We start from the raw sequence: 25,063 nt of genomic DNA, 5'->3' as shown, positions 1-25,063 counted from the left end.
ACCCGAACGGGGTAATACGACCGGCCGTACCCCGCAGCTCGGCGCCGCGGCCGGGGTCCCGGACGGGGGAACACTAGGATGGGCGGCACCGTTATCGGCAATGACTACGGAATTCATGGTCGCGGGCAGCGTGGAGGCGGGAATGGCGACGGTCACCGGGAGTGGCGCCCAGCCGGGGCTCGCGGACTGCGCCCCGGCGGCCGGAGGGTCTCCGGCACACCCCCCGCAGTCGGTCCTGACGGACGCGGGCGACCTGCTGCGCGCGCTGGCGGCCCCGGTCCGGATCGCGATCGTGCTGCAGCTGCGCGCGGCCGACCGGTGCGTGCACGAGCTGGTGGACGCGCTCGACGTCGCCCAGCCGCTGATCAGCCAGCACCTGCGGGTGCTGAAGACGGCCGGGGTGGTCCAGGGCGAGCGCCGCGGCCGCGAGGTCGTCTACCGCCTCGCCGACGACCACCTGGCGCACATCGTGGTCGACGCCGTCGCCCACGTGCAGGAAGGAAAGTGATGAACACCGCCGCGTCGCGCAGCCAGGCCCCGGTCCCCGGGCGCCGATCCACCCGGCAGCGGTCCGCGGTCGTCGAGCTGCTCAGCACGATCGACGACTTCCGTTCGGCCCAGGAACTCCACGACGAGCTGCGCAAACGCGGCGACGGCATCGGCCTGACGACGGTGTACCGGACGCTGCAGTCGCTGTCGGAGGCCGGCGAGATCGACGTGCTGCGCACGGATTCGGGCGAGGCGATCTACCGGCGGTGCTCGGCGCACCACCACCATCACCTGGTGTGCCGGCGGTGCGGCCGCACGGTCGAGGTCGAGGGGCCGGCGGTCGAGCGCTGGGCGGAGAAGATCGCGGCGGAGCACGGCTTTTCGGAGATCTCGCACACGGTGGAGATCACCGGGACCTGCGCCGAGCACTAGCCCGGACGTTCCAGGGCGGCCTTGGCCGAGCAGGCAGTCCGTCCGGTAGGTCGACCGATCGCCGGCATCGCCCCCGCCAGGGCGGCGAGCACGTCGTTCTCGGTGCATCGTGCCGCGTCCGGATCGTCCGACGGCGTGTTCCGCATCTCGACCACCGCGAAGCTCGGCGAGTGGCCGTGCGTCGCGTCGAGCGCCTTCCGCGCCTACCGGGCCGCCGAGGTTTGCGGCAGGGCACCGCTCTCCGCGGCCACCTGCCGGGCGACCGCGTCGGTCTCGCCGTCCCTCCGGCGCGCACGCGACCAGGGTTGCCGCGCACAGCACGGAAGACCAGCCACCCATCTTGTCAGTATTCGTAAGGATCCTTCGGGGTCGGGACCGGTGTCACCGAGGCCGGGGTGAAGTCCGGGGTGTAGCTGTTGTCCTTCGTCGCCGTGCCCGGGACGATCTGGCCGGTCACCTGGATCCACGCGTCGCTCGCCAGGTGGTCCGCTTGGCCGCCGCGGAGGCGGACCGTCACCGGGAACGCGTCCGCCGCGCAGCAGCTGATCACCAGGCGCGCCAGGAGGGTGCTGCCTCCGGTGTGGACGACGAAGCCGGTCAGGGAAACCGTGCGGCCGTTCAGGGTGCCCGCCGCGTCCCAGCCCGCGCGGGTGACGAAATCGTTCACCGCCAACGGCACCACGTTCCCCGGCGGCAAGGGCGGGAACGCCGCGGCGTTGGCCACGGCTGCGCTGGAGGGGGCGCGGGCCTCCGTGCGGATCACGGAGTCCGCGCCCAGGGCCGGTGGGGCGACCAGGAACACCGCCAGCACCGGGACCAGCAGCAGCCACGCCGGACGGGCCGAGTGCGAGTGGTCGCCATGCTCGCCGGGGCTGCCGTGGTCGGCGTGGTCGCGATGCGCGGCGTGGCCGCCATGCTCGCCGGGGCCGCCGAGCTCGACCTCGCTGGCATGCCCGCCCGGGCCGCCAAGCCCGGCCTCGCTGCCATGCGCGGCGTGGCTGCCATGCTCGCCCGGGCCGCCGCGGCCGCCATACTCGGCGTGGCCGCCATGCTCGCCATACTCGGCGTGACCGCCATGGCCGCCATACTCAGCGCGGCCGCCATGCTCGCCATACTCAGCGTGACCGCCATGGCCGCCATACTCAGCGCGGCCGCCATGCTCGCCATACTCAGCGTGACCGCCATGGCCGCCATACTCGGCGTGGCCACCGGGGTCGTCTAGTGCGGGGCGCCGGGACGCCACGAGGTCGCGGACGATCGCGACCGCGCCCAGCAGCACCATCACCGCGCCGCCCGCGATGATCCAAGGCTGCTGGGCCGGTTTGACGTACCTCAGGTAGTCGCCGTTGGCCGCGATCTTGACCAGGGCGCCGCCGAGCAGGATCAGCAGGATGTTCTGGGTTTCCCGTTTCACGCGACCCCCACCAGGAATCCGGCCCCCAGCGCGCAGGCCACCGCCACCACGAACGTCGCCGGCGCGAACCGCACCGCGAACGACCTCCCGAACGTGCCCGCCTGCAACGCGAACAGCTTGACGTCGATCGCCGGGCCCACCACCAGGAACACCAGCTTCGGCAGCAAGGGCAACGCCGTCAGCGACGCCGCCACGAAGGCGTCCGCCTCGCTGCACAGCGCCAGCACCACCGCCAGGACCGCCAGCACCACCACGCCCAGCACCAGCTGGTCGCCCAGGACGCCGAACCACCGGGCCGGGACCAGGACGTTCAGCGCCGACGAGATCAGCGCCCCCAGCACCAGGAAACCGCCCGCCTCGACCAGGTCCGTGCGCGCGGTCTCGGCGAACACCCGCCACCGCCGGCCGCCCGCCACGTCCGGGAGGCGCCGCAACGCGCGCGCCGTGATCCACTCGAGCTTGCCCCAGCGGGCCCACAACCAGCCCATCACCATCGCCGTGGCGAGGGAGCCCGCGAACCGCGCCAAGACCATCTCCGGCTTGCCGGGGAACGCGACCGCCGTCGCCACCAGCACCACCGGATTCACCGCCGGCGCCGCCAGCAAGAACGTCAACGCCGCCGCCGGGGCCACGCCCTGCCCCATCAGCCGCCGCGCCACCGGTACCGAAGCGCATTCGCACCCCGGCAGCGCGACGCCCGCCAGCCCGGCGACGCCGACTGCCGCGCCCGCTCGGCGTGGCAGCACCTTCTCCAGCACGCGCGCGGGGACGAACGCCGCGATGGCCCCGCTGATCAGCACGCCCAGCACCAGGAACGGCAGCGCCTGCACGCAGACCGCGACGAACACGGTCGAGCCGGTGCGCAGCGCGGGCACGTCGAACACGTCCTGCAGCCAGCCCTGGGCCAGGATCGCGATCAGCAGGATCGCGCACAGCACTTCGACCGAGCTGATCCGGAACCGGCGCGTGCGCCGGCCGGGCTCGGCCTCGGTATCGGAAACGATGTTCACGACCGCGATGATGCCAGGGCCGTCCGACAAGACGAGACCCGCACGGGCCGCGAACGGAGGATTACGGTCCGTTTCGGTACCCGATCCTCCGTTCGCGGCGGAAAGTCCACCCCGGACGGGTCAGTCGCCAGGCACGATTCCGGGCAGATCGGTCCGCAGCTGCGACGCCGTCGACACGACCAGCATCAGCAACGTCCCGAGCGCGGCCGCGTCCAGACCGGCCGCCGGGAACGCGTACCGCAGCGTCACGTCGACCCCGTTGTCCGAATGCCCGACCCCGAGCGTCCCGAACAGACCCTGCCCCGCCCGCTCGGCGACGGCGATCGACAGCGCGGGCTCGTCCACCAGGTCCCAGCCGACCACGCAGGTCAGCGTGAGCACGGTGAGGCCTTCGCCGAGCCGGGTCGCCTGGATCACGCACGGCACGCCGCCGTGGGAGAACGTCAGCGCGCCGTCGTCGTCGACGTGCACCTCGAGATACCGCTCCAGCGCCTCCCGGGCCCGGGTCAGCAGCTCCGCGGTCTCGACGGCTTCGGTGGCGCTCACGAAGAAGCCGCCTGGTCGACGGCGCCGCCGAAGCGGCGATCCCGCTTCGCGAATTCCAGGCACGCCCGCCACAGGTGGGTCCGATCGAAGTCCGGGAACAGCGTGTCCTGGTAGACCATCTCGGCGTAGGCCGACTGCCACAGCAGGAAGTTCGACGTCCGCTGCTCGCCCGAGGGCCGCAGGAACAGGTCCACGTCCGGCATGTCCGGCTGGTACAGGTACTTCCCGATGGTCTTCTCGGTGACCTTGTCGGGGTTCAGCTTCCCGGCGGCGACGTCCTGCGCGATCCGCTGCATGGCGTCACCCAGCTCGGCGCGGCCGCCGTAGTTGACGCACATGGTCATGTTCAGCGCCGTGTTGTGCTTGGTCTTCTCCTCGGCCGCCTGCAGCTCCTTGATCACCGACGCCCACAGCTTCGGCCGCCGCCCCGCCCAGCGGATGCGCACGCCGATCGAGCCGAGGTAGTCGACCTGGCGGCGGATGGTGTCGCGGTTGAAGCCCATCAGGAACCGCACCTCTTCGGGGCTGCGCTTCCAGTTCTCCGTCGAGAACGCGTACACCGAGAGCCACTTGACGCCGAGCTCGACCGCCCCGCTGGCGACGTCGATCATCACCGCTTCGCCGCGCTTGTGGCCCTCGATCCGCGGCAGGCCGCGCTGGTTGGCCCAGCGGCCGTTGCCGTCCATGACCAGCGCGACGTGCTTGGGCACCAGCTCCCGCGGGATTTCCGGCGGTTTCGCGCCCGACGGGTGCGGATCCGGGGCCCGCAGCTCGTATCGCGACGCCTTGTTCTCGCGTCCCCTGCGCAGCACTGCGAGCCTCCCTGAATGGGTTAACCGGTCGGGCCGACCCTACTGCTTGGGTGCCGCCTGTCCTTGGGGGGTTCGGGTGGCGGAGCCCCCGACTCGGGGCGAAGCCCCGGGTGGCACAGCTTCCCGGGCGCGTCGCTCGACCAGGGGAAGAGAGCGCAGCTGCCGCTCCAGGTGCCACTGCAGGTGCGCCGCGACCAGGCCGCTCGCGTCGCGGCGGGTGCCGGGCAGGGTCGCCTCGGCCATCTCCCACTCGCCGTGCAGCAGGGCCGTGAGCAGGTCGAGGACCTCGGGCGCGGGGTGCACGGAGCCCGGGACGCGGCAGTCGTGGCACATCGAACCGCCGGCCGGGACGCTGAACGCGACGTGCGGGCCGGGCAGGCCGCAGCGAGCGCACTCGGTGAGCGCGGGGGCCCACCCGGCGTAGGACATCGCGCGGAGGAAGAACGCGTCGAGCACGAGGGACGGGTCGCGTTCGCCGGCGGCGAGCGACCGCAGCGCGCCGCAGAGGAGGAGGTACAGCTTGAGCACCGGCTCGCCCTCTTCGGCCGAGAGCCGGTCCGCGGTTTCGGCGATCGCGCTGGCCGCGGTGTAGCGCTGGTAGTCGGCGACCAGCGGCAGCTGGAACGCGTCGACGGTCTCGACCTGGGTGATGACGTCGAGCGTGCGCCCGGTGTAGAACTGCACGTCGACGTGGCCGAACGGCTCCAGCCGGGCCCCGAACCGCGACGAAGTCCGCCGCACGCCCTTCGCCACGGCACGCACCTTGCCGTGGCGCCGCGTCAGCAGGGTGACGATCCGGTCGGCTTCACCCAGCTTGTGCGTGCGCAACACCACCCCGGTGTCGCGGTAGAGGTTCACCACCCCGACATCGTCCCACTTCGGGGTGATGCCGGGGTGGAGCGCCCCACGGAAAAACCGGGATCAGCAGTAGTAGCCCGAGCAGTAGGTGGTGGCGGTCGCGATCGCGATGATCCACACGATGATCGCGGTCACGCAGCCGAGGCCGCCGACGATCGTGGCGATCAGGCAGAGCGTCTTGGTCGTCCGCGACGCCTGCTCCGCCATCGCGTAGTTGCCCTGCATCTTGTACGTCTGGACCTCGTTGGACTTCATGATCGCGAAGATCGCGAGGATCCAGAACAGGAAGATGCAGCCGATCGCCCAGCCCTTGTAGTCCTTGATGGCGTTGATGTCGCCGCCGCCGGGCATGCCGTAGCCGGGGGCGCCGAAGCCGCCGGTGGGCGGCTGGCCGTACGGCGCGGGCTGCCCGTACGGCGCCGGCTGGCCGTAGGGCGCGGGCATGCCGCCGGAGGGCGGGCCGTAGCCCGGCTGCTGCGGCTGCTGGCCGTAGGGCTGCTGCTGGCCGTAGGGATTGGTCATGACGTTGTACCCCAACTATTCGTGAACTTCCCGCCGGGCGAACTCCGGCGGTGGTGCGGAAGGAACTCCTCAGCGCTGCTCGTTCGGCGGCTGGCCGAACTGGCCCGGCTGGATCTTCTGGGTCGCTTCGGGCTCGTCCTGGGTGCCGGGCCGCAGCATCTGGGTGCGCTCGGCCTGCTCGTCGAAGGCACTCCCGGAGCCCGGGCGCAGCATCTGGGTGCGCTCCGCCTGCTCGTCGAAGGCGCCCCCACCCGGCGGCGGGGCGAGCGGCTGCTGCCCGAAGCCGCCCGGCTGCGGGGGCTGCGCGAAGCCACCGGACGACGGCGGCTGGCCGAACCCGCCCGGCTGCGGCTGGCCGAAGCCACCCGGCGCGGGCTGCTGCTCGAAGCCGCCGGACTGCGGCTGCTGCTGCGGGAAACCACCGGACGCGGGTTGCGGGAAGCCACCGGAGGGCGGCTGGCCGAACTGACCGGGCTGCTGCCCCGGCGGCGGGTAGCCGCCGGCGAACGCCTGCCCGCCCGGCTGGCCGAACGGGGCGGCCGCGTCGGCGTTGACCACGATGGTGCCGACGATCTTGTCCGAGAGGGTCTGGGACTTGTCGTCCCACAGCGGCCACAGCCAGCCGACGTAGCAGACCGCGCTGTCGATGGCGTGCGCCAGGTCGCGCACGAACGCCATGCCCGGGCCGACCGGCTGCCCGGTGTCCTCGCGGACGAGCTTGATCTTGGCGTACCGCTTGCCCATCGACTGGCCGGTGTTGCCCTGCGTGATCCACCGGTTGTAGACGGTCCAGGCGATCTGGCCCAGCCAGCCGAGCACCCCCACCAGGACCCACAGCGAGCCGACGTTCCCGAAGATGAACAGGAGCGGGGTGAGGATCACGTACAGCACGAGGATCGGGGCGATGTCGATGAGCCAGCCGAGGGCGCGCTGCCCCCAGCTCGCGTAGTTCCGCGAGGGACCGAAGGGACTGCCCTGCTGACCGAACGGCGCCTGCTGCCCGAACGGCGCCGGCTGGCCGTAGGGCGCGGGCTGCCCGAACGGCGCCTGCCCCGGCTGCGGCTGGCCGAACGGTGGCTGGCCACCGGGCTGCTGCCCGAAGGATTGCTGACCGTACGGATCGGTCATTGGGTGTCTTCCCCTCGCTGGTCACTTCCCCGACACGCGGAAACGGATCCGCTCTCGTCGGTCCGGTCCGCGGGAGCGTACTCGGTTCACCTGCGGCCGCGCCGCCCAGGCTTCAGCTGTCCGGGTGAATCGGTCGTCCGTCCGACGCGGACCGTGGCCGTCCGGTTCCCGGCCGCCGGGGATCAGACGTGCAGGGCCGTGAACGGCGCGAACGGGAGGTTGCGGATGACGAACCAGACGACGAACACGACGGAAAAGATCAGCGGTGTCCAGCGCCAGTGCAGCCAGCTGTCCATCGCGCGGCCGCGCAGGCGCCCGAGGATCCACGCGGCCATGCTCCACACCATCAGCAGCACGACGACGAACGACACGGCGTTGTAGTGCAGGGCCGCGGGGATGTCGCCGTGCATCAGGCTGTACGCCATCCGCATGCCGCCGCAGCCCGGGCAGTCGATGCCGAGCAGCGCCTTCGTCGGGCACACGGGCAGGAACCCGCCCGGGGTGGTCGGGTCGCCGACCCAGACCGCCACGCAGCACGCGCCGAGCCCGGCGGCGACGGCCATCGGCGCGCCGAGCGCGCGCAGCTTGGCCTTGGCGCCGCGGGCCGGGTATCCCGTGTAGACGGTCGTGGTCACGGCGTCAGCTGACTCGCGTTGACGCCGACGATCACGATCATCACCACGATGAACACGATGTAGAGCAGCAGGAGGATCCCGGTCGAGATGGCCGACCACATCGCCCACTTGCGGGCGTCGGCCGCGGCCTTGTGCGCCTCGGCGTGGGCGCCCTGGAACCAGAGCGACTGCACCTGGCTGGACTTCACGATCGCGACCACACCCAGGGGCAGGCAACAGAGCACGGTGCTGAGAATCGCCCACACCATGTTGTTGTCCGGCGGCGGCCCGTAGGGGTTGGGCGGCGGGTAGCCGTAGCCGTAGTTCGGCCCGCCCGGGGGCGGGTACGGCGGCGGGTACTGGTCGGTCACCGGGATCCTCCTGCTGCTCGGCTACGTCAGTATGACGTCGTGCCGGTGCCGAACGTGAAGACACCCGCAATCATCAGGATGATCCACAGCACGAGCCACGCGACGCCGACGATCGCCGAGATGATCGCCCACTTCTTGGCCGAGTTGGCGGCCTCCTGCGCGGCGGCCGTCTGGCCCTGCGCCCACAGGCCGTTGACCTTCGCGGCCTGCACGATCGACACGACGCCGAACGGGAGGCAGCACAGGATCGTGGTCAGGATGGCCCACACGAGGTTGTTGCTCGGGGGCGGGCCCGGCTGGTAGCCGCCCGGCTGCCCACCGGGGTAGTTCGGCTGGCCGCCGGGCTGGTTCGGCTGGTCGCCGGGGTAGTTGGGCATGCCCTGGCTGTCGGTCATGGTCGGTCGTTCCCCTTCGTCGTGCTCCTCGGACGACCACCGGGTCCGCGGGCCGCCCCGACCGGCCGCGGTGTGGTCGAAGCCGCGACTGTAGGGGGCGAGATCATCACGCGCCTCGCGTTTCGTCCCGCCGCGACCGAAATGAGACCAGGAATTCCGCCACCGCTCCCCGGAACGGGGAACGCGCAGGTCAGAAACCGAGCCGTCGTAACTGACGGGGGTCGCGCTGCCACTCCTTGGCGACCTTGATGTGCAGGTCGAGGTAGACCTTCGAGCCGAGCAGCGCCTCGATGTTCTTGCGGGCGGTGGCACCGACCTCGCGCAGCCGTTCGCCCTTGTGCCCGAGGATGATCCCCTTCTGGCTGGGCCGTTCCACGTAGAGGAACGCGTGCACGTCGACGAGGTCGTCGCGGCCTTCGCGGGGCAGCATCTCCTCGACGGTGACGGCGATCGAGTGCGGCAGCTCGTCGCGGACACCCTCGAGCGCCGCCTCGCGGATCAGCTCGGCGACCAGCGTCTGCTCCGGCTCGTCGGTGAGCTCGCCGCCGGGGTACAGCTGCGGGCCCTCGGGCAGCCGCTGGACGAGCAGGTCGGCCAGGGTGCCGACCTGGAAGCCGTCCACCGCGGACACCGGGACGAGCTCGGCGAAGTCCATCACTTGCTGCAGCGCAAGCAACTGTTCGGCGACCTGCTGGGGCTGGACGAGGTCGGTCTTGGTGACGATCCCGATGACCGGGGTCCGCTTGGCGATCTTCTGGAGCTCGGCGGCGATGAACTTGTCGCCGGGCCCGATCTTCTCGTTCGCCGGGACGCAGAACCCGACGACGTCCACTTCGGACCACGTCGTGTGCACGATGTCGTTGAGCCGCTCGCCGAGCAGGGTGCGCGGGCGGTGCAGGCCGGGCGTGTCGATCAGGACGAGCTGGGCGTCCTCGCGGTGGACGATCCCGCGGATCGCGTGCCGGGTGGTCTGCGGCTTGCTGGAGGTGATCGCGACCTTGGTGCCGACGAGGGCGTTGGTCAGCGTCGACTTGCCGGCGTTGGGCCGGCCGACGAAGCAGGCGAAGCCGGAACGGTGCTCGGTCATCGCTCGAGCACCTCGAGGACCGTGCCGTCCGGGGCGGCCAGGATGATCGGCGCGTACTTCGCGATGTCGCGGACCGCGTGCACGGACGCGCCCTTGAGCAGCCCCTCTTCGCTGACGACGGCGGCGGCCTCGATGCCCTCGGCGCCGCTGGAGAGCGCGGCGGCGACCGCGGCCTGGAGCGCGGTGAGCTTGAACGACGGCTGGTCGACCGTGCCCGCGGCGTAGGTGCGGCCGTCGGTGTCGCGGACCGCGGCGCCCTCGGGGGCCTGGATGCGGGCGCGCGAGGACCGGGCCAGCGTGACGAGTTTCTGGTCCTCGGCCTCGAGGTCAGGCATGTTCGACGCTCCTGTCGCGTTCGTCGGGGTGGGGCAGGCGGGTGCGGCGGCGCGTCCGGTCGACCGGGTCCGTCATGGCTTCGGCGTCGGCCGGGTGCACGACCACCGAGGTGATCCGCATGCGGCCGCGCCGGTCCTTGCCCCCTTCGGCGAACAGCCGAAGGCCGGCGACCTCGGCTTCGGCCCCCGGCAGCGGGACCCTACCCAGTCGTTCCGCGAGCAGCCCGCCCACGGTCTCCACGTCGTGGTCTTCGAGGTCGATGCCGAAGAGCTCGCCCAGGTCGTCGACGGTCATCCGGGACGAGACGCGGACGGCGCCGCCGTCGAGCTCCTCGACCTCGGGCCGCTCGTCGGCGTCGGACTCGTCGGTGATCTCGCCGACGATCTCCTCGAGGACGTCTTCGATGGTGAGCAGGCCCGCCGTGCCGCCGTACTCGTCGACGGCGATCGCCATGTGGTTGTGCGAGCGCTGCATTTCCTTGAGCAGCTCGTCGAGCCGTTTGGAGTCGGGGACGAAGGACGCCTGGTTCATCACCGAGTCGACGACCGTGCTCGGCCCGTCGGGGTCGAGGTAGCCGGTCATCAGGTCCTTGATGTTGACGACGCCGACGATGTCGTCGACGGACTCGTCGATCACCGGCAGCCGGGTGAAGCCGGTGCGCAGCGCGAGGGCGAGGGCCTGCCGGACGGTCTTGGTGCGCTCGATCCAGACGATCTCGGTGCGCGGCACCATGACTTCCCGGGCGACGGTGTCGCCGAGCTCGAAGACCGAGTGGATCATCTCGCGCTCGGAGTCCTCGACGACGCCGCGTTCCTGGGCCATGTCGACGAGCTCGCGCAGCTCGACCTCGGAGGTGAACGGGCCTTCGCGGAAGCCCTGGCCGGGGGTGATGGCGTTACCGATGAGGATGAGGAGCCGGGACAGCGGGCCGAGGACGGAGCCGAGGACCCGGACGGGCCCGGCGACGTATCGGCCGATCCGGTAGGGGTGCTGGCGGCCGAGGGTGCGCGGGCCGACGCCGATGAGGACGTAGCTGACCACGACCATGACGACCGCGGCGACCAGCACGGCGAGGCCGAGCGGGGCGAGCCGGGTGCCCACGAAGACCGTGACGAGCACGGTGGCGGTGAGTTCGCAGCCGAGGCGGAGCAGGAGCAGCAGGTTGATGTGCCGGCGCCGTTCGGCGACGACGGCGGCGAGCTGGCTGGCGCCGGGCAGGCCGAGCCGGGCGAGGCCGTCGGCCCGGGCCTGGGAGACGGTGCTGATCGCGGCGTCCGCCGCCGCGAACACGCCCGCCAGGAGGACGAGCGCGATCGCGAAGAAGAGCTGTTCCATGGCTGGCGCCTAGGGCGTTTCCCCGGTGGGCTCGGCGGCGGCGGGTGCGTCGAGGCCGGCGATGCCGAGGACGCGGTCGTCGGTGTTGCGCTGGGCGTCCCGCTTCTCCAGCGCGGCGACGGCCTCCTGGTACTCGCCGAGGATGCGCTTCTGGAGGGCGAACATCTCGCGTTCCTCGGCGGGTTCGGCGTGGTCGTAGCCGAGGAGGTGGAGCACGCCGTGCACGGTGAGCAGGTGCAGCTCGTCGATCAGGGCGTGGCCCGCGGTCTTGGCCTGGTCCTTCGCGAAGGCCGGGCAGAGCACGATGTCCCCGAGCAGGGCCGGTGACGCGTCGGGCGCGTCGGGGCGGCGGGAGGAGTCGAGCTCGTCCATCGGGAAGGCCATGACGTCGGTGGGGCCCGGGAGGTCCATCCAGCGTTCGTGCAGGTCTTCCATGACGTCGAGGGTGACGAGGAGGATGGACAGCTCGGCGAGCGGGCTGACCTCCATCTTGTCGAGGGCGTAGCGGGCGGCGGAGACGATGGACGTCTCGTCGACGTCGACGCCGGACTCGTTGGCGATCTCGATGCTCAACGCCGGTTGCCCTTCCAGCCGTCGTTCTGCTGGGCGTCCTGCACGGCCTGCCACTTCTCGTAGGCGTCGACGATGTCGCCGACGAGCTTGTGCCGGACGACGTCCTGGCTGGTCAGTTCGGCGAAGTGGAGGTCCTCGACGCCGGTGAGGATGTCGCGGACGACGCGCAGGCCGCTGCGCTGCCCGCTGGGCAGGTCGACCTGGGTGATGTCGCCGGTGACGACGATCTTGGACCCGAAGCCGAGCCGGGTGAGGAACATCTTCATCTGCTCGGGCGTGGTGTTCTGGGCCTCGTCGAGGATGATGAAGGCGTCGTTCAAGGTGCGGCCGCGCATGTAGGCGAGCGGTGCGATTTCGATCGTGCCGGCCTGCATGAGCCGCGGAATCGACTCCGGTTCGACCATGTCGTGCAGCGCGTCGTAGAGCGGCCGCAGGTACGGGTCGATCTTCTCGTTCAGGGTGCCGGGCAGGTAGCCGAGGCGCTCGCCGGCTTCGACGGCCGGGCGGGTCAGCACGATGCGGGTGACCTGCTTGGCCTGCAGCGCCTGGACGGCCTTCGCCATGGCCAGGTACGTCTTGCCGGTGCCGGCGGGGCCGATGCCGAAGACGACGGTGTGCTTGTCGATGGCGTCGACGTACCGCTTCTGGTTCAGCGTCTTGGGGCGGATGGTCTTGCCGCGCCGGGAGACGATGTTGAGGCTGAGGACCTCGGCGGGCGAGGCGTCTCCGGTGGAGAGCATGCCGATGGTGCGCCGGACGGTGTCGGGTCCGACCTGCTGGCCGCCGGTGGCGAGCTGGACGAGTTCGGCGAAGACGCGTTCGGCGAACGCGACGTCGGCGGGTGTCCCGGTCAGGGTGACTTCGTTGCCGCGGACGTGCACGTCGGCGGCGAGGAGTTCCTCGGCGACCCGGAGGTTCTCGTCGCGGGAGCCGAGCAGGCTCAGGGCCGCGGCGTCGGGGATGGGAAACCGGGACTGCGCGGCCTGGACGGCGGCATCCTCGGTCTTGGCGACGTCTCCGGGGACGTCGGGTCGGGCGGCACCACCCGGTACGGTTCCGGCCACGTGGCCTCAGGCCTGCTTTCTCGGTGAGGGAGAACGGACCCCACCGATGCTACTGGCACCCACCGACCGGACGCAGGCCGGTTTCCCTAGTCCTGGTCCGGGGCCCCGAACAGCCCGAGCGGTTCGCCGCCCAGAACGTGGGCGTGCACGTGGAAGACGGTCTGCCCGGCATCTTCATCGGTGTTGAAGACGACCCGGTAGCCGCTCTCGACGATGCCCTCGAGCTCGGCAACCTTACGGGCGGTGGCAATGACATCACTCAGCAGCTGCGCATCCCCGGCAGCAAGCTCCGCAACGTTCCGGTACCGCTTCCGAGGAACGACGAGAACATGAACCCGAGCCTGCGGCCGAATGTCCCGAAAGGCAAAGGTGGTCGCATCCTGGTACACGACATCGGCGGGGATCTCCCCACCAATGATCCGTTCGAACAGCGTCTCAGCCTCGGTTCCGCTCATGAGAGCACCCTATCGACCTACACCAGACCGACACCGGATCCCCACCAGCGAGAAGGCCGAAGGCCGCCGAGCAAGCAACACGCCCAGCACAACGCAACCACCCACCCGACTCGCGGGGGGTCCGGGGGCTTGCCCCCGTCTGGGGGTCTGGGGGTTTGACCCCCAGAGAAGAGGACGAAACCAAAGCCGCGGCTCGACGGCGAGCGAAGCGAGCAAGGAGATGCCGCGGCGGCGGTGAAGCCTGGGGGTCGCCTCACCGCGGCCGCGGCGGCCGCCGGACCGAGGGGGGAGGTGCCCGGCGGAGTCTTTCTTCCCAGTGCGCACCGAGCCGATGGTCGGTGCGTTAGTAAATGAGAGTAACGGGTCGGAGCGTGATCGCGCCATAACTGGGCGCAAAAATATGGCGTCGATTTTCGCCGTGGGCTACTGCCAACGGGTGGTGAGGGCTCCGAGGGCTCCCAGTGCCACGGCGGCCGCGGTGGAGGTGCGCAGGACCGTCGTTCCCAGCCGTACCGCGCGGGCGCCGGCTTCGCGCAGCGCGGCGAGTTCCTCGTCCGTGATCCCGCCCTCGGGTCCCACGATCAGCAAAACGTCTCCCGCGTCGGGGAGCGGCAGGTCGGCGAGCCGGTCGGGGACGTCCGACTCCAGGACGACGGCCAGCGACATGGTGGCCACGAGCCCGGCCAGCTCCCCGGTGGTCACCGGCTCGGTGACGTCCGGCACGTGCGCCCGCCGCGCCTGTTTCGCCGCTGCCCGGGCCGTGGCCCGCCACCGCGCGAGCGCCTTCTCCCCGCGCGCCCCGTCCTCCCACTTCGCGACGCTCCGCGAAGCCCGCCACGGGACGATCGCGTCGACCCCGGCTTCGGTGGCGAGCTCGACCGCGAGCTCCCCGCGATCGCCCTTGGCCAGCGCCTGGGCCACCAGGACCCGCAACGCCGGCGGCTCCTCGGTCCAGTGCTGCTCGACCGTCAGCGTCACCTGAGCGTCGCGCCCGGTTCGGACGCCCTCGACGACGCAGCGGGCCATGGCGCCGGCGCCGTCGGAGAGGATCAGCCGTTCGCCCACGCGCAGGCGGCGGACGGTCGCCGCGTGCCGGGCTTCCTCGCCGTCGAGGACCGTGCGGCCCGAGGCCGGGACCGAGGCGGCGAGGAAGACCGGCAGGGTGGTGTCGGGCACGGCTCAGCGGTGGTTCTTGGCGCGGAGCTTGGAGAACAGCCCGCCGTGCTTGGTGCCGTTGGACGCCAGCGTCGGGACTTCTTCGCCGCGCTGCTGGGCCAGTTCGACCAGCAGGTCGCGCTGGGCTTCGTCGAGCTTGGTCGGGACCACGACGTCGATGTGGACGTGCAGGTCGCCGCGGCCGTCGACGCGGCCGGAGGACCGCAGCCGCGGCATGCCCTTGCCGGTCAGGACGAGCTCGGCGTTGGGCTGGGTGCCGGGTTCGATGTCGAGGTCGTAGTCGCCGTCGACCAGGGTCGAGATGGGCACGGTCGCGCCGAGGGCGGCCGTGGTCATCGGGATGCGGAAGTTGCAGTGCAGGTCGTGGCCCTGCCGGACGAAGACCTCGTGCGGGGTCTCGTCGATCTCGACGTACAGGTCGCCGGCCGGGCCGCCGCCGGGGCCGACTTCGCCCTGGCCGGACAGCCGGATGCGCATGCCGTCGCCGACGCCCGGCGGGATCTTGGCGGTGACGTTGCGGCGGGCGCGGATGCGGCCGTCGCCGCCGCACTGGCGGCAGGGGTCGGGGATGACCTCGCCGAAGCCGCGGCAGACCGGGCAGGGGCGGGCGGTGACGACCTGGCCGAGGAACGACCGCTGGACGGACTGGACCTCGCCGGCGCCGCCGCAGGTGTCGCAGGTCTTGACCGAGGTGCCTTCGCTGGTGCCGGCGCCGCGGCAGAGGTCGCAGACGATGGCCGTGTCGACGGCGATTTCCTTGTCGACGCCGGTGGCGCACTCCTCGAGGGTGAGGCCGAGCCGGATCAGCGCGTCGGAGCCGGGCTGGACGCGGCTGCGGGGGCCGCGCCCGCGCCCGCCGCCACCGCCGGCCGCGCCGAAGAAGGCGTCCATGATGTCGCCGAGGCCGCCGAAGCCGGCGAACGGGTCGCCGCCGCCCCCGCCGCGCGCGCCGCCGTCCATCGGGTCGCCGCCGAGGTCGACGATCTTGCGCTTCTGCGGGTCGGACAGGACCTCGTACGCCGTCGTGACCTCGCCGAACTTGTGCTGCGCGTCTTCCGACGGGTTGACGTCGGGGTGCAGCTCCCGGGCCAGCTTCCGGTACGCGCGCTTGATCTCCTGATCGCTCGCGTTCTTGGCCACCCCGAGGATGCCGTAGTAGTCCCTCGCCACCGTCTCTGCTTCTCCTTCTGCTCTGCCCGGCTCAGCGGCCGGCCAGGATCTGCCCCACGTAGTTGGCGACCGCCCGCACCGCGGCGATCGTGCCGGGGTAGTCCATCCGGGTCGGGCCGACCACCCCCATGCCGCCGAGCACCACGTCGTCGCGGCCGTAGCCGATCGAGACGACCGAGGTGCTGCGCATCTGCTCGTCTTCATTTTCCTCACCGATGCGCACCGTGATCGCACCGGGGTTGCGCGCGGCGGCCAGGAGCTTGAGGACGACGACCTGTTCCTCGAGCGCTTCGAGGACCTGCCGCAGCGAGCCCGGGAAGTCGGCGACGTTGCGCGTCAGGTTGGCGGTGCCGCCGAGCACCAGGCGCTCCTCCGGGTGTTCGGCCAGCGACTCGACCAGCACGGTGGTGATGCGGATGAGCGCGTCCCGCAGCTCGCCGGGCGACTTGTCGGGCAGCTCGGCGACGCGCGCCGCGGCGTCGTTGAGCCGCCGTCCGGACATCGCCGTGTTGAGGACGGTGCGGAGCCGCGCGACGTCTTCTTCGGTGACGACGTCGCCGAGGTCGACGGTGCGCTGGTCGACGCGCCCATTGTCGGTGATCAGCACCAGCATCAGCCGGGCCGGGGTGAGCGGCACCACTTCGAGGTGCCGCACCTTGGCGTTGGTCAGCATCGGGTACTGGACGACGGCGACCTGCCGGGTCAGCTGGGCGAGCAGCCGGACCGAGCGCTTGAGGACGTCGTCGAGGTCGGTGCCGCTGTCGAGGAAGGTGGTGATGGCGCGGCGCTCGGCGGCGCTCAGCGGCTTGATCTCGGAGAGCCGGTCGACGAAGAGGCGGTAGCCCTTGTCGGTGGGCACGCGGCCGGCACTGGTGTGCGGCTGGGTGATGTAGCCCTCTTCTTCGAGCGTCGCCATGTCGTTGCGCACAGTGGCGCTGGACACACCCAGGTTGTGCCGCTCGACGATCGCCTTGGACCCGACGGGTTCCTGGTTGGACACGTAGTCGGCCACGATCGCGCGCAGCACGTCGAAGCGGCGTTCCTCCGCGTTGGCCACCGGTTCCTCACCTACCTCGCTCGCTGCTCGATCCGAGTTTACGGAAGCCTGAGCCGGTCGCGCTCAACGCGGCCCGCCCCCGCCGGGTAAAGAGCACACAAACGGGCTCCCATGAATTGTTCTCGAAATACTTTTCCGGCTTGAACGGGGAACCGAAAACCGGTTTGCTCCCTCTGATCGACGCAGCTTTCCCCGACAGACGAGGTCGCCGTGAACAATTTTGACCCGGCTTCGGCCGGTATGCCCGAAATCGCCCGGCGCGCGGCCGAGGCGAAGGCGCGGTTGCAGCGTGTCTCGGCGACCGCCACGAGCGCCGACGGGGCCGTCACGGTCACCGTCAACACCGCCGGTGCGCTGCAGGAACTCCGATTCGGGCCGCGTGCGGACGAGCTGCCGCGGACCCGGCTGGCCCAGGCGGTCCTGGCCACCGCCAAGCGGGCCCAGCTCGACGCGGCACAGCAGCTGACCGAGGTCATGGCGCCGGTGATCGGCGAGCGCAGCGAGGCGATGGAATTCCTGAAGGAACAGATTCCGGCGCCGGAACCGCCTGCCGAAGAACCGCGCCGGAAACCGCCGTCCGACGACGAATTCGGCGGCCCGATCCTGCGCCGGGGGCTCTGATGACCCGGCAGGGTCTGAGGGTCGACTTCGACGTCCTCGGCGGGCACGAGGACGAGATCCGCGAGATCGCCGGCAAGGTCCGGCAGGCCCTCGACGCGGCGGGCACCGCGCAGGCCCTCGACTTCGACGCGTTCGGGCTGGTCGGCCAGGTCTTCGCGGTCCCGATCCAGGGGTGGCTGACGACGGCCGACGGCTTCCTCACCGCGGCGGTCGAGGCCGGCCACGAGGTCGCGGACCGGGTGAAGACCGCGCACACGGCCTTCCGCGAACACGAGCAGAAGACGAAGTGCCTGCTCGAAGGCATCGGCAAGGAGCTGCCCGCATGACGGAGAACCCGCTGGTCGCGACGGCCGAACCGGCCGGCGGCTTCTGGAGCGGCATGGGCGACGGCTCGAAGGGCGAGCTCGACAACCTCAACGCGCAGACCGGCGGCGCGGGGATCTTCAACGACGCCGCGGCCACCCTCACCGACGCGCGCAACGGCGACTGGGGCAACCTCGCGCTTGACGTCGGCACGGACGCCCTCGACCTACTCGGCGCGGCGATGGACCCGCTCGGGACCCTTGCCGGCGCGGGCGTCGGCTGGCTCATCGAGCACATCACCTTCCTCAAGGACGGCCTCGACAAGCTCGCCGGCAAGCCCGAAGCGATCACCGCCAAGGCCGTGACCTGGACGAACATCGCGAAGCAGCTCACCGAGACGGCCGAGAGCTACGAGCGGAAGGCCAAGCGGGTCCAGGAGTCGTTCAGCGACTGCGGGTCGGCGGAGGCGTACCAGCGGACGGCCGAGAGCTACGTCGGCGTCCTGCGCGGCGCGGCTTCGCACGCCGAAGGCGCGTCGACGGCGATGAACGTCGGCGCGGCGCTGGTCGGCACCGAGCGCGGGCTTATTCGGGACCTGATCTCGTCGTTCGTCGGCGAGCTGATCGTCAAGGCGCTGGCCGCGCTGGCGGCTTCGTGGTGCACGTTCGGCGGGACGATCGCGGCGTTCATCGCGGACACGGTGATCGAGGGCGGGGTGCTGGCGGAGAAGATCAGCACGCGCATCGCGAAGATCGTCGAGAAGCTGGAGGGCCTGGCGAAGGGCGCGGGCAAGTCGAAGGCGGCCCTCGAAGGGGCGGCGAACGCGCTGAAGAAGGCGGGCCAGGCGGCCGACCGGATCGTGGACCGCAGCGTCGAGACGGCGGCGGGCATCGAGCGCCGGGCGAACGAGCTCGAGCAGGCGGGCCGCGAGGCGAAGTCGGCGGAGGAGACCGCGAAGGGCTGGAGCGACGCCGCCAAGGAGCACGTCCCCTTCCGGGAGAAGCTGGAAGGCCCGGGCCGGTACTCCGAGGAGGGCCGCAGCGTCCTCAACCAGAAGAAGTGGCAGGAAGGCGACGGGGTGCCGGGGTTCAATTTCGCCGACGGTATCGGCGTGGCGATCGAGGGCCGCCGCCAGGAGAACGAGCAGTACGACCGCTACCACGAGGCCCAGGAGGCCTACGAGAAGGAGCACCCCGAGTGAACGACCGGCCCGAGGTGGAGCTGGCCAACCGCACCGGCCGGCTCCACCCCGCGCAGCGCGGCACGCTGCTCGACCTGACCTTCTGGATGACGGCGGCCGTGGCCGTCGCCGGTCTCGTGGTGACGGTGGGCATCGCCCTCGTGGCGGAGACCGCGGGAGAGGTACTGGGCACGGTGGTCCCGCTCCTGGCGATCACCGGCTGGTTCGCGTTCGTCTGCTGGCGCCGGCTCGCCGACGCGTTCGGCGGCCGGCTGGTCGCGGTCACCGGCTGGACGCACGACTTCGACAGCGGCCGCCTCACCGACGAGTACCCGATCGCCCTGCACCGCAGCCCGGAAGGGTTCAAGAGCCTCGAGTCGTTCAGCCTCCGCGCCGGCGGCCGGACCTACCCCCTCGATCGGAAGCTCCGCGAGCGGATCGAGCCCGGCCGGAACAACACCGTCCTGATCGCGCCGCGGTCCAAGCTGCTGATCAACGTCCTCCCGGCGTAGCCCGGGGCTCGATCACCAGGTCGCCGCGGGTCACCGCGCGGAGGTGGTCGCCGCCGAGCAGGTCGTGCGGGTAGCCGAGCTCGATCGCGCTCACCTCGTCGAGCCGGGCCAGCTGCTCCGGCGTGAACTCGACGTCGAGGGCACCCAGGTTGCCCTCCAGCTGGGCGAGCGTGCGGGCACCGACGATCGGGGCCGTCACGCCCGGGTTCCGCAGCGTCCAGGCCAGCGCGACCTGAGCGGGCGTGTGCCCCGCCGACGCCGCGACCTCGGTCACGGCGTCGGCGACGGCGAGCGTGCGGTCGGTGACCAGGCCCAGCCCGGCGTTGAAGCCGCGGCGGGTGCTCTCCCCGGACCCGGCGCCGCGGTACTTGCCCGACAGCACGCCGCCGCCCAGGGGCGAGTACGGCGTCACGCCGAGGCCGAGCTCCCGCGCCATCGGGATCAGGTCGCGTTCGGCGTCCCGCCGGATCAGGCTGTACTCGACCTGCAGCGCGATCAGCGGCGACCAGCCCCGCAGGTCGGCGATCGCCTGCATCCGCGAGACCTCCCAGGCCGGGACGTTCGACATCGCCACGTACCGGACCGTGCCCCGGCGGACCAGGTCGTCGAGGCCGCGCAGGATCTCCTCCACCGGTGTCGTGAAGTCCCAGACGTGCAGGAAGAGCAGGTCGAGGTAGTCCGTGCCCAGCTGCCGGAGGCTGGCCTCGACGGACGCGAACAAGCTCTTGCGGTGCGGGCCGCCGGAGTTCGGGTCGCCGGGGCGGCGCAGCGTCGAGTACTTCGTCGCGAACACCAGGCTGTCGCGACGGTCACGCGCGAACTCGCCGAGCAGGCGCTCGGAGCTGCCGCCGGTGTAGGTGGGAGCGGTGTCGACGAAGTTGCCGCCGCGCTCGACGTAGGTGTCGAACAGCCGGCGCGCCTCGTCCTTCTCCGCGCCCCAGCCCCACTCGGTGCCGAAGGTCGCCGTGCCCAGCGCCAGCGGGGAAACCCGCAGCCCGGACCGGCCCAGCAGCCGGTAGGTGTCGAGGGTGAGTGCCATCGGAGTCCTCCTGTGCTCGGTCGTCGGGCACCAGCCTCGGACCACCGCGGACCGGGGGTAAGGGAGGGAACTTCCTGGGAACACGAGTCCCACCCCGGTGGTTGGACCGGGCATGATCACCGCTACCCGGGAGCTGGCCGCGTTCCTGCGGACCCGGCGGGAACGCCTGGACCCGCGCGACTTCGGCCTGCCGGTACGCCGGTCGCGGCGGACCCCGGGGCTGCGCCGTGAAGAGGTCGCCGAGCTGGCCGGCGTCAGCGTCGACTACGTCGTACGGCTGGAGCAGGCACGCGGGTTGCGCCCTTCGGCGTCCGTGGTGGAGGCGCTGTCGGCGGCGTTGCGCCTGACCGGGGCAGAACGCGCCTACTTCTACGACCTGACCGGGCAACGTCCCCGCGGCACCGGCGACCCCGTCACCACCGCGGAGCCGGCGCTCGCCCGGCTCGTCGAAGACCTGTCGCCCCTGCCGACCATGGTGCTGAACCACCGCTTCGACATCCTCGCGTGGAACGCGGAGATGGCCCACCTGCTGCTGGATTTCGCCGAGCTGCCACCGGCCCGGCGGAACGCGATGTGGCTGTGCCTGGTGCACCCGGAGATCCGCGCGTACTACGTCGACCGCGAACGCGTGGTGCGGGAGGGGATCGCCCACCTGCGCGCCGCGTGGGCCGCGCACCCGGACGACCCCGTGCTGACCGCGCTGATCGCCGAATGCACCAGCGGCAACGAGGAGTTCGCGCGGTGGTGGGCGGAACGGGACGTCCGGGGCACCGGCCGCGGGAGCAAGGTGCTGCGCCACCCGAGCGCCGGGGTGCTCACCGTCGACTTCGAGGTCCTCGTGCCGGTGCGGGACGCCGGCCAGCAGCTGCTGATCGGCCGTCCCGCGGACGACGCGAGCCGGGCCGCGCTCAGGAGTTCCGCGGGAAGCCCAGGTTGACCCCGGCGTGCGAGCGGTCCGGCCACCGGGAGGTGACCACCTTGGTCCGGGTGAAGAAGTGGAACCCCTCCGGCCCGTACGCGTGGCTGTCGCCGAACAGCGAGTCCTTCCAGCCCCCGAACGAGTAATACCCGACCGGGACCGGGATCGGCACGTTCACGCCGACCATCCCGACCTCGACCTCGTTCTGGAACCGCCGCGCCGAGGACCCGTCGCCGGTGAAGATCGCCGTGCCGTTGCCGTACGGGTTCGCGTTGATCAGCTCCAGGGCCTCGTCGTACGAAGCCGTGCGGGCCACCGACAGCACCGGGCCGAAGATCTCGTCCGTGTAGATCGACATCGACGGGCGGACGTGGTCGAACAGCGTCGGGCCGAGCCAGAAGCCGTCCCCGGGCACCTCGATCCCGCGGCCGTCCACGACCAGCGAAGCACCTTCGGAGACCCCGGCGTCCACATAGGACGAAACACGGGTGTGGTGCGCCGCCGTCACCAGCGGCCCCATCTCCGACGCGGGGTCGCGGCCGTCGCCGACGCGCAGCCGGGACATCCGCTCGGTGATCTTCTCCACCAGCGCGTCGCCGACCGGGTCCACGGCCACCACCACCGACACCGCCATGCACCGCTCCCCCGCCGAGCCGAAGCCGGCGGACACCGCGGCGTCCGCGGCCAGGTCGAGGTCGGCGTCCGGCAGCACCACCATGTGGTTCTTCGCCCCGCCGAGGGCCTGGACGCGCTTGCCGTGCCGGGTGCCGGTTTCGTAGACGTAGCGCGCGATCGGCGTCGACCCGACGAACGAGATCGCCTTGACGTCGGCGTGGGTCAGCAGCCCGTCGACGGCGGCCTTGTCGCCGTGCAGCACGTTGAGCGCGCCCGCGGGCAGCCCCGCCTCGGCGAACAGCTCCGCGATGAACACCGCCGCCGACGGGTCCTTCTCGCTCGGCTTGAGCACCACGGTGTTCCCGCAGGCCAGCGCGTTGGGGACGAACCACAGCGGCACCATGGCCGGGAAGTTGAACGGCGAGATCACACCGACCACGCCGAGCGGCTGGGCGATCGAATAGACGTCGACGCCGGTCGAGGCGTTTTCGCTGAAGCCGCCCTTGAGCAGCTGCGCGGCGCCGCACGCGAACTCGACGTTCTCGATCGCGCGGGCGATCTCGCCCGCCGCGTCGGACTCGACCTTGCCGTGCTCGCTCGTGATGATCTTCGCCAGCTCGTGCTTGCGCGCGGACAGCAGCTCGCGGAAGGCGAACAGCACGCGCGTCCGGCCGGCCAGCGACGTCCCGCGCCAGCCCGGCAGCGCGGCCTTGGCCGCGGCGACGGCGGCTTCGACCTCGGCGTCACCGGCGAAGTCGACGTGCGCCCGGACCTCCCCGGTGGCCGGGTCGAAGACCTCGCCGGAACGCGCGGCGGTCCCGCCGAACGGCTTCCCGTCGATCCAGTGGCTGATGCGGTCGGTCACGGCGGGCACTCCTCGCACTCGGCAACATCCCGTCCCGAGTCTCCGGGCAGGCGCCACGCCAGGCCATCGGCAACGTGTACGTCAGTTGGCTGCCGGCCGTACAGTCTGTCCCTGCCGATCATCTCGAGGAGCCATGTACCCGACCGTCGCCGAGGTCCTCGCGCTGCCGGTGCTGCGCCAGGGCCGCCCGCACGTCGTCGCCGGCGCCGCCGGGCTGGACGCCCCGGTGCGCTGGGCGCACGTCGCCGAAGTCGCCGACATCGCGCACCTGCTGCGCGGCGGCGAGCTGGTGCTGACCACCGGCGTCGCGCTGCCCGACGACGGCCCGGCGCTGGCCCGGTACGTCGCCGACCTGGCCGGGGTCGGCGCCGCGGGCGTGGTGGTCGAGCTGGTCCGGCACTGGAGCGACAAGCTGCCCGCGGCGCTGGTCGGCGCGGCCGAGGAGCACGGCCTGCCGCTGGTCACGCTCTCGCGGGAGACGCGGTTCGTGAGCGTCACCGAAGCGGTGAACGGCCAGATCGTCGACGCCCAGGTCGCCGAGCTGCGCGCCGCCGAGCGCGTGCACGAGACGTTCACCGCGCTGACGGTCGCGGGCGCCGAACCCGGCGTCGTGCTGGGCGAGGTCGCCCGGCTCACCGAGCAGCCGGTGGTGCTGGAGACGCTCTCCCACGAGGTCCTCGCCTACGACGCGGCGGGCACCGACCCGGCCGAGCTGCTCACCGGCTGGCCGGCCCGCTCGCGGGTGGTCCAGGTCGGCGAGCGGACCGGCTACCACCCGGGCTCGGGCTGGCTGGTGACCGTGGTCGGCGCGCGCGGGCACGACTGGGGACGCCTGATCCTCGTCTGCGCCGACCAGCCGCCGCACCGCCACCGGGTGGTCGCCGAGCGGGCGGCGTCCGCGCTGGCCGTGCACCGGCTGGTCGCCAAGGAATCCGACGGCCTCGAACGCCAGGCCCACCGCGCGGTGCTCGCCGAGCTGCTCGCCTCACCCGCGCCGACGGCGGAGCTGCTGGCCCGCGCCTCGGCACTGGCCGTGCCGCTGCCCGGGCGGCAGCTGACCGGGCTGGCGGTCCGGCCGCGGCTGACCGGGACCGCGCGCCCGGCCCTGTCGACCCCGCCGGTGCTGCGCGAGCTGGCCGAGGCGACGGTGCTGGCGGCCCGCCGCGCGAAGGTGTCGGCGCTGGTGGCGACGGACGACCTCGGCGTGCGGGCGCTGATCGCGCTGTCCCCGGAGGCCAACGCCGACGCCGTGCTGCACCGGCTCGCCACCGACGTCCACGAAGCCCGCGGCAGCGCCCCGGGCGTGCTCGCGGTCGGCACGACGGTGTCGTCCCCCGCCGAAGCCCGCCGGACGCTGCTGGAGGCGAGCCAGGTCGCGGCGGCGGCGCTGGGCACCGGCACCGATCGGGTGGTGCACCGGTTGTCCGATGTCCGCCTGCGCGGCCTGCTGCACTTGCTTTCCGGCGACGAGCGCGTGACGGCCTTCGCGGCGCGAGAGCTCGGGCCGCTGCTCCAGCGCGACGCGGCGTCGGGCAGCCGGCTCGTCCAGGCGTTGCGGCACTACTGCGAGCAGGGCGGCAACAAGTCGGCGGCGGCCGCGGCGGCCCACACTTCGCGGACGGCCTACTACCAGCAGCTCGCCCGCATCGAGCAGGTGCTCGGTGTCCGGCTGGAGGACCCGGAGTCGATGTTGTCGCTGTATGTGGCGCTGCTGGCCTGGGACCTCACCCGGCCGAGCGAAGAAGACTCACCCGGACGTGCAGCACAGTGATCGACTCCGGGCGGCCGATGACACCGATATGGCCCTACTCCCCTTCGCAGCCTGCTTGCTGAGCCTCGGCTGTCTGGCGCCGGCGCAACCCCCGGCGTCGACGCTGCAGCTGACCACCCACGACACCGCCGGCCGGATCGGCTCGGTGCTCCTGACGTGCGACCCGGTGGGTGGCACGCACCCCAAACGCGACAAGGCGTGCGCGGTGCTGTCCGGTGCCGGCGGCGACTTCTCCCGGATCAACGCCCGGCACCAGGCGTGCACGCTGATCTACGCCCCGGTGGAGGCCACGGCGATCGGCACCTGGCACGGCAAGCCGGTGTCGTTCAACACGACCTACGCGAACCGCTGCGAGGCGGACCGGGATTCGGACGAAGTCTTCGCGTTCTGAGCG

The 25,063-nt window shown here is 71.8% G+C and carries 29 protein-coding genes and 1 pseudogene; 9 read left to right on the top strand and 21 right to left on the bottom strand.

Annotation, left to right across the window (positions count from 1 at the left end):
• The first annotated feature begins 142 nt into the window (after nt 1-142).
• Nucleotides 143-508 (top strand): ArsR/SmtB family transcription factor, encoded by a 366-nt coding sequence (locus H5965_RS23955; protein WP_396136944.1) that lies wholly within the window; start codon nt 143-145, stop codon nt 506-508.
• Nucleotides 508-921 (top strand): Fur family transcriptional regulator, encoded by a 414-nt coding sequence (locus H5965_RS23950; protein WP_310972454.1) that lies wholly within the window; start codon nt 508-510, stop codon nt 919-921. Before H5965_RS23955 ends, H5965_RS23950 begins: the two co-directional genes overlap by 1 nt.
• Nucleotides 922-1,264: 343 nt before the next feature.
• Here H5965_RS23950 and H5965_RS23945 read toward each other — a convergent pair.
• The 19 genes and pseudogenes from H5965_RS23945 to hrcA all read right to left on the bottom strand — a co-directional run.
• Nucleotides 1,265-1,804 (bottom strand): annotated as a pseudogene (locus H5965_RS23945) (TIGR03943 family putative permease subunit); the annotation flags it as partial.
• A gap of 527 nt (nt 1,805-2,331) precedes the next feature.
• Complete coding sequence (locus H5965_RS23935) at nt 2,332-3,339, bottom strand: permease (RefSeq protein WP_396136943.1); 1,008 nt, start codon at nt 3,337-3,339, stop codon at nt 2,332-2,334.
• Nucleotides 3,340-3,465: 126 nt separating this feature from the next.
• Complete coding sequence (locus H5965_RS23930; RefSeq protein ID WP_310972452.1) at nt 3,466-3,891, bottom strand: YbjN domain-containing protein; 426 nt, start codon at nt 3,889-3,891, stop codon at nt 3,466-3,468.
• Nucleotides 3,888-4,703, bottom strand: coding sequence for an isoprenyl transferase (locus H5965_RS23925; RefSeq protein WP_310972451.1), 816 nt, complete (start codon nt 4,701-4,703; stop codon nt 3,888-3,890). The genes H5965_RS23930 and H5965_RS23925 overlap by 4 nt, the downstream gene beginning before the upstream one ends.
• 39 nt (nt 4,704-4,742) lie before the next feature.
• On the bottom strand, nt 4,743-5,564 hold the full coding sequence (gene recO, locus H5965_RS23920) for a DNA repair protein RecO (protein WP_310972450.1): 822 nt from the start codon (nt 5,562-5,564) through the stop codon (nt 4,743-4,745).
• A 60-nt stretch (nt 5,565-5,624) separates the two neighbouring features.
• Nucleotides 5,625-6,083, bottom strand: coding sequence for a CD225/dispanin family protein (locus tag H5965_RS23915; protein WP_310972449.1), 459 nt, complete (start codon nt 6,081-6,083; stop codon nt 5,625-5,627).
• Between the two features lie 69 nt (nt 6,084-6,152).
• Nucleotides 6,153-7,211: an RDD family protein gene (locus tag H5965_RS23910; RefSeq protein ID WP_310972447.1), complete on the bottom strand. Its 1,059-nt coding sequence runs from the start codon at nt 7,209-7,211 to the stop codon at nt 6,153-6,155.
• 182 nt (nt 7,212-7,393) lie between these two features.
• Nucleotides 7,394-7,846 carry a DUF2752 domain-containing protein gene (locus H5965_RS23905; protein WP_310972445.1) on the bottom strand — a complete coding sequence of 151 codons (453 nt, stop codon included), beginning with the start codon at nt 7,844-7,846 and terminating at the stop codon, nt 7,394-7,396.
• Complete coding sequence (locus H5965_RS23900; RefSeq protein ID WP_310972444.1) at nt 7,843-8,196, bottom strand: CD225/dispanin family protein; 354 nt, start codon at nt 8,194-8,196, stop codon at nt 7,843-7,845. Before H5965_RS23900 ends, H5965_RS23905 begins: the two co-directional genes overlap by 4 nt.
• A 26-nt stretch (nt 8,197-8,222) precedes the next feature.
• Nucleotides 8,223-8,591, bottom strand: a complete 369-nt coding sequence (locus H5965_RS23895) for a CD225/dispanin family protein (RefSeq protein WP_310972442.1) — start codon at nt 8,589-8,591, stop codon at nt 8,223-8,225.
• 190 nt (nt 8,592-8,781) lie between these two features.
• Nucleotides 8,782-9,678, bottom strand: a complete 897-nt coding sequence (era, locus tag H5965_RS23890; RefSeq protein ID WP_310972441.1) for a GTPase Era — start codon at nt 9,676-9,678, stop codon at nt 8,782-8,784.
• Nucleotides 9,675-10,013 carry a cytidine deaminase gene (locus tag H5965_RS23885; RefSeq protein WP_290060591.1) on the bottom strand — a complete coding sequence of 113 codons (339 nt, stop codon included), beginning with the start codon at nt 10,011-10,013 and terminating at the stop codon, nt 9,675-9,677. The genes era and H5965_RS23885 overlap by 4 nt, the downstream gene beginning before the upstream one ends.
• Entirely contained in the window at nt 10,006-11,349 is a 1,344-nt protein-coding gene (locus tag H5965_RS23880) for a hemolysin family protein (protein ID WP_310972438.1), read from the bottom strand. Before H5965_RS23880 ends, H5965_RS23885 begins: the two co-directional genes overlap by 8 nt.
• A 9-nt stretch (nt 11,350-11,358) precedes the next feature.
• On the bottom strand, nt 11,359-11,922 hold the full coding sequence (gene ybeY, locus H5965_RS23875) for an rRNA maturation RNase YbeY (protein ID WP_310972436.1): 564 nt from the start codon (nt 11,920-11,922) through the stop codon (nt 11,359-11,361).
• Nucleotides 11,919-12,986, bottom strand: a complete 1,068-nt coding sequence (locus tag H5965_RS23870) for a PhoH family protein (RefSeq protein ID WP_310972435.1) — start codon at nt 12,984-12,986, stop codon at nt 11,919-11,921. Before H5965_RS23870 ends, ybeY begins: the two co-directional genes overlap by 4 nt.
• Nucleotides 12,987-13,072: 86 nt before the next feature.
• Nucleotides 13,073-13,441, bottom strand: coding sequence for a histidine triad nucleotide-binding protein (locus H5965_RS23865; protein ID WP_310972434.1), 369 nt, complete (start codon nt 13,439-13,441; stop codon nt 13,073-13,075).
• 423 nt (nt 13,442-13,864) lie between these two features.
• Nucleotides 13,865-14,617, bottom strand: a complete 753-nt coding sequence (locus H5965_RS23860) for a 16S rRNA (uracil(1498)-N(3))-methyltransferase (RefSeq protein ID WP_310972432.1) — start codon at nt 14,615-14,617, stop codon at nt 13,865-13,867.
• A 3-nt stretch (nt 14,618-14,620) separates the two neighbouring features.
• Entirely contained in the window at nt 14,621-15,787 is a 1,167-nt protein-coding gene (dnaJ, locus tag H5965_RS23855; RefSeq protein ID WP_310972431.1) for a molecular chaperone DnaJ, read from the bottom strand.
• Nucleotides 15,788-15,818: 31 nt separating this feature from the next.
• Nucleotides 15,819-16,844 (bottom strand): heat-inducible transcriptional repressor HrcA, encoded by a 1,026-nt coding sequence (gene hrcA / locus H5965_RS23850; protein WP_191307451.1) that lies wholly within the window; start codon nt 16,842-16,844, stop codon nt 15,819-15,821.
• Between the two features lie 240 nt (nt 16,845-17,084).
• Between hrcA and H5965_RS23845 the strand changes: the two genes are divergently transcribed.
• The 4 genes from H5965_RS23845 to H5965_RS23830 are packed head-to-tail and all read left to right on the top strand — an operon-like array spanning nt 17,085 to nt 19,460.
• Nucleotides 17,085-17,465: a YbaB/EbfC family nucleoid-associated protein gene (locus tag H5965_RS23845; protein ID WP_310972429.1), complete on the top strand. Its 381-nt coding sequence runs from the start codon at nt 17,085-17,087 to the stop codon at nt 17,463-17,465.
• Complete coding sequence (locus tag H5965_RS23840) at nt 17,465-17,791, top strand: type VII secretion target (RefSeq protein ID WP_310972427.1); 327 nt, start codon at nt 17,465-17,467, stop codon at nt 17,789-17,791. Before H5965_RS23845 ends, H5965_RS23840 begins: the two co-directional genes overlap by 1 nt.
• Nucleotides 17,788-18,969, top strand: coding sequence for a hypothetical protein (locus tag H5965_RS23835; protein WP_310972426.1), 1,182 nt, complete (start codon nt 17,788-17,790; stop codon nt 18,967-18,969). The genes H5965_RS23840 and H5965_RS23835 overlap by 4 nt, the downstream gene beginning before the upstream one ends.
• Nucleotides 18,966-19,460, top strand: coding sequence for a hypothetical protein (locus tag H5965_RS23830; protein WP_310972424.1), 495 nt, complete (start codon nt 18,966-18,968; stop codon nt 19,458-19,460). The genes H5965_RS23835 and H5965_RS23830 overlap by 4 nt, the downstream gene beginning before the upstream one ends.
• On the opposite strand, the gene H5965_RS23825 is transcribed toward H5965_RS23830, so the two are convergent.
• Complete coding sequence (locus H5965_RS23825; protein WP_310972423.1) at nt 19,441-20,499, bottom strand: aldo/keto reductase; 1,059 nt, start codon at nt 20,497-20,499, stop codon at nt 19,441-19,443. The two genes, H5965_RS23830 and H5965_RS23825, sit on opposite strands and share 20 nt — an antisense overlap.
• Before the next feature lie 112 nt (nt 20,500-20,611).
• Between H5965_RS23825 and H5965_RS23820 the strand changes: the two genes are divergently transcribed.
• Complete coding sequence (locus H5965_RS23820; RefSeq protein ID WP_310972421.1) at nt 20,612-21,436, top strand: helix-turn-helix transcriptional regulator; 825 nt, start codon at nt 20,612-20,614, stop codon at nt 21,434-21,436.
• Here H5965_RS23820 and H5965_RS23815 read toward each other — a convergent pair.
• Nucleotides 21,408-22,898 carry a CoA-acylating methylmalonate-semialdehyde dehydrogenase gene (locus H5965_RS23815; RefSeq protein ID WP_310972419.1) on the bottom strand — a complete coding sequence of 497 codons (1,491 nt, stop codon included), beginning with the start codon at nt 22,896-22,898 and terminating at the stop codon, nt 21,408-21,410. The two genes, H5965_RS23820 and H5965_RS23815, sit on opposite strands and share 29 nt — an antisense overlap.
• A gap of 133 nt (nt 22,899-23,031) precedes the next feature.
• On the opposite strand from H5965_RS23815, the gene H5965_RS23810 reads away from it, so the two are divergent.
• Together H5965_RS23810 and H5965_RS23805 are read left to right on the top strand one after the other, a co-directional pair.
• Nucleotides 23,032-24,669 carry a PucR family transcriptional regulator ligand-binding domain-containing protein gene (locus H5965_RS23810; RefSeq protein WP_310972418.1) on the top strand — a complete coding sequence of 546 codons (1,638 nt, stop codon included), beginning with the start codon at nt 23,032-23,034 and terminating at the stop codon, nt 24,667-24,669.
• A gap of 28 nt (nt 24,670-24,697) precedes the next feature.
• Complete coding sequence (locus H5965_RS23805) at nt 24,698-25,060, top strand: SSI family serine proteinase inhibitor (protein ID WP_310972417.1); 363 nt, start codon at nt 24,698-24,700, stop codon at nt 25,058-25,060.
• Nucleotides 25,061-25,063: the final 3 nt, after the last annotated feature.

This window comes from Amycolatopsis sp. 505 (assembly GCF_031625235.1).
Taxonomy (GTDB): Bacteria; Actinomycetota; Actinomycetes; order Mycobacteriales; family Pseudonocardiaceae; genus Amycolatopsis.
Note: the sequence above shows the minus strand (reverse complement) of the source record. Positions and strands in the feature narration are given on the sequence as shown.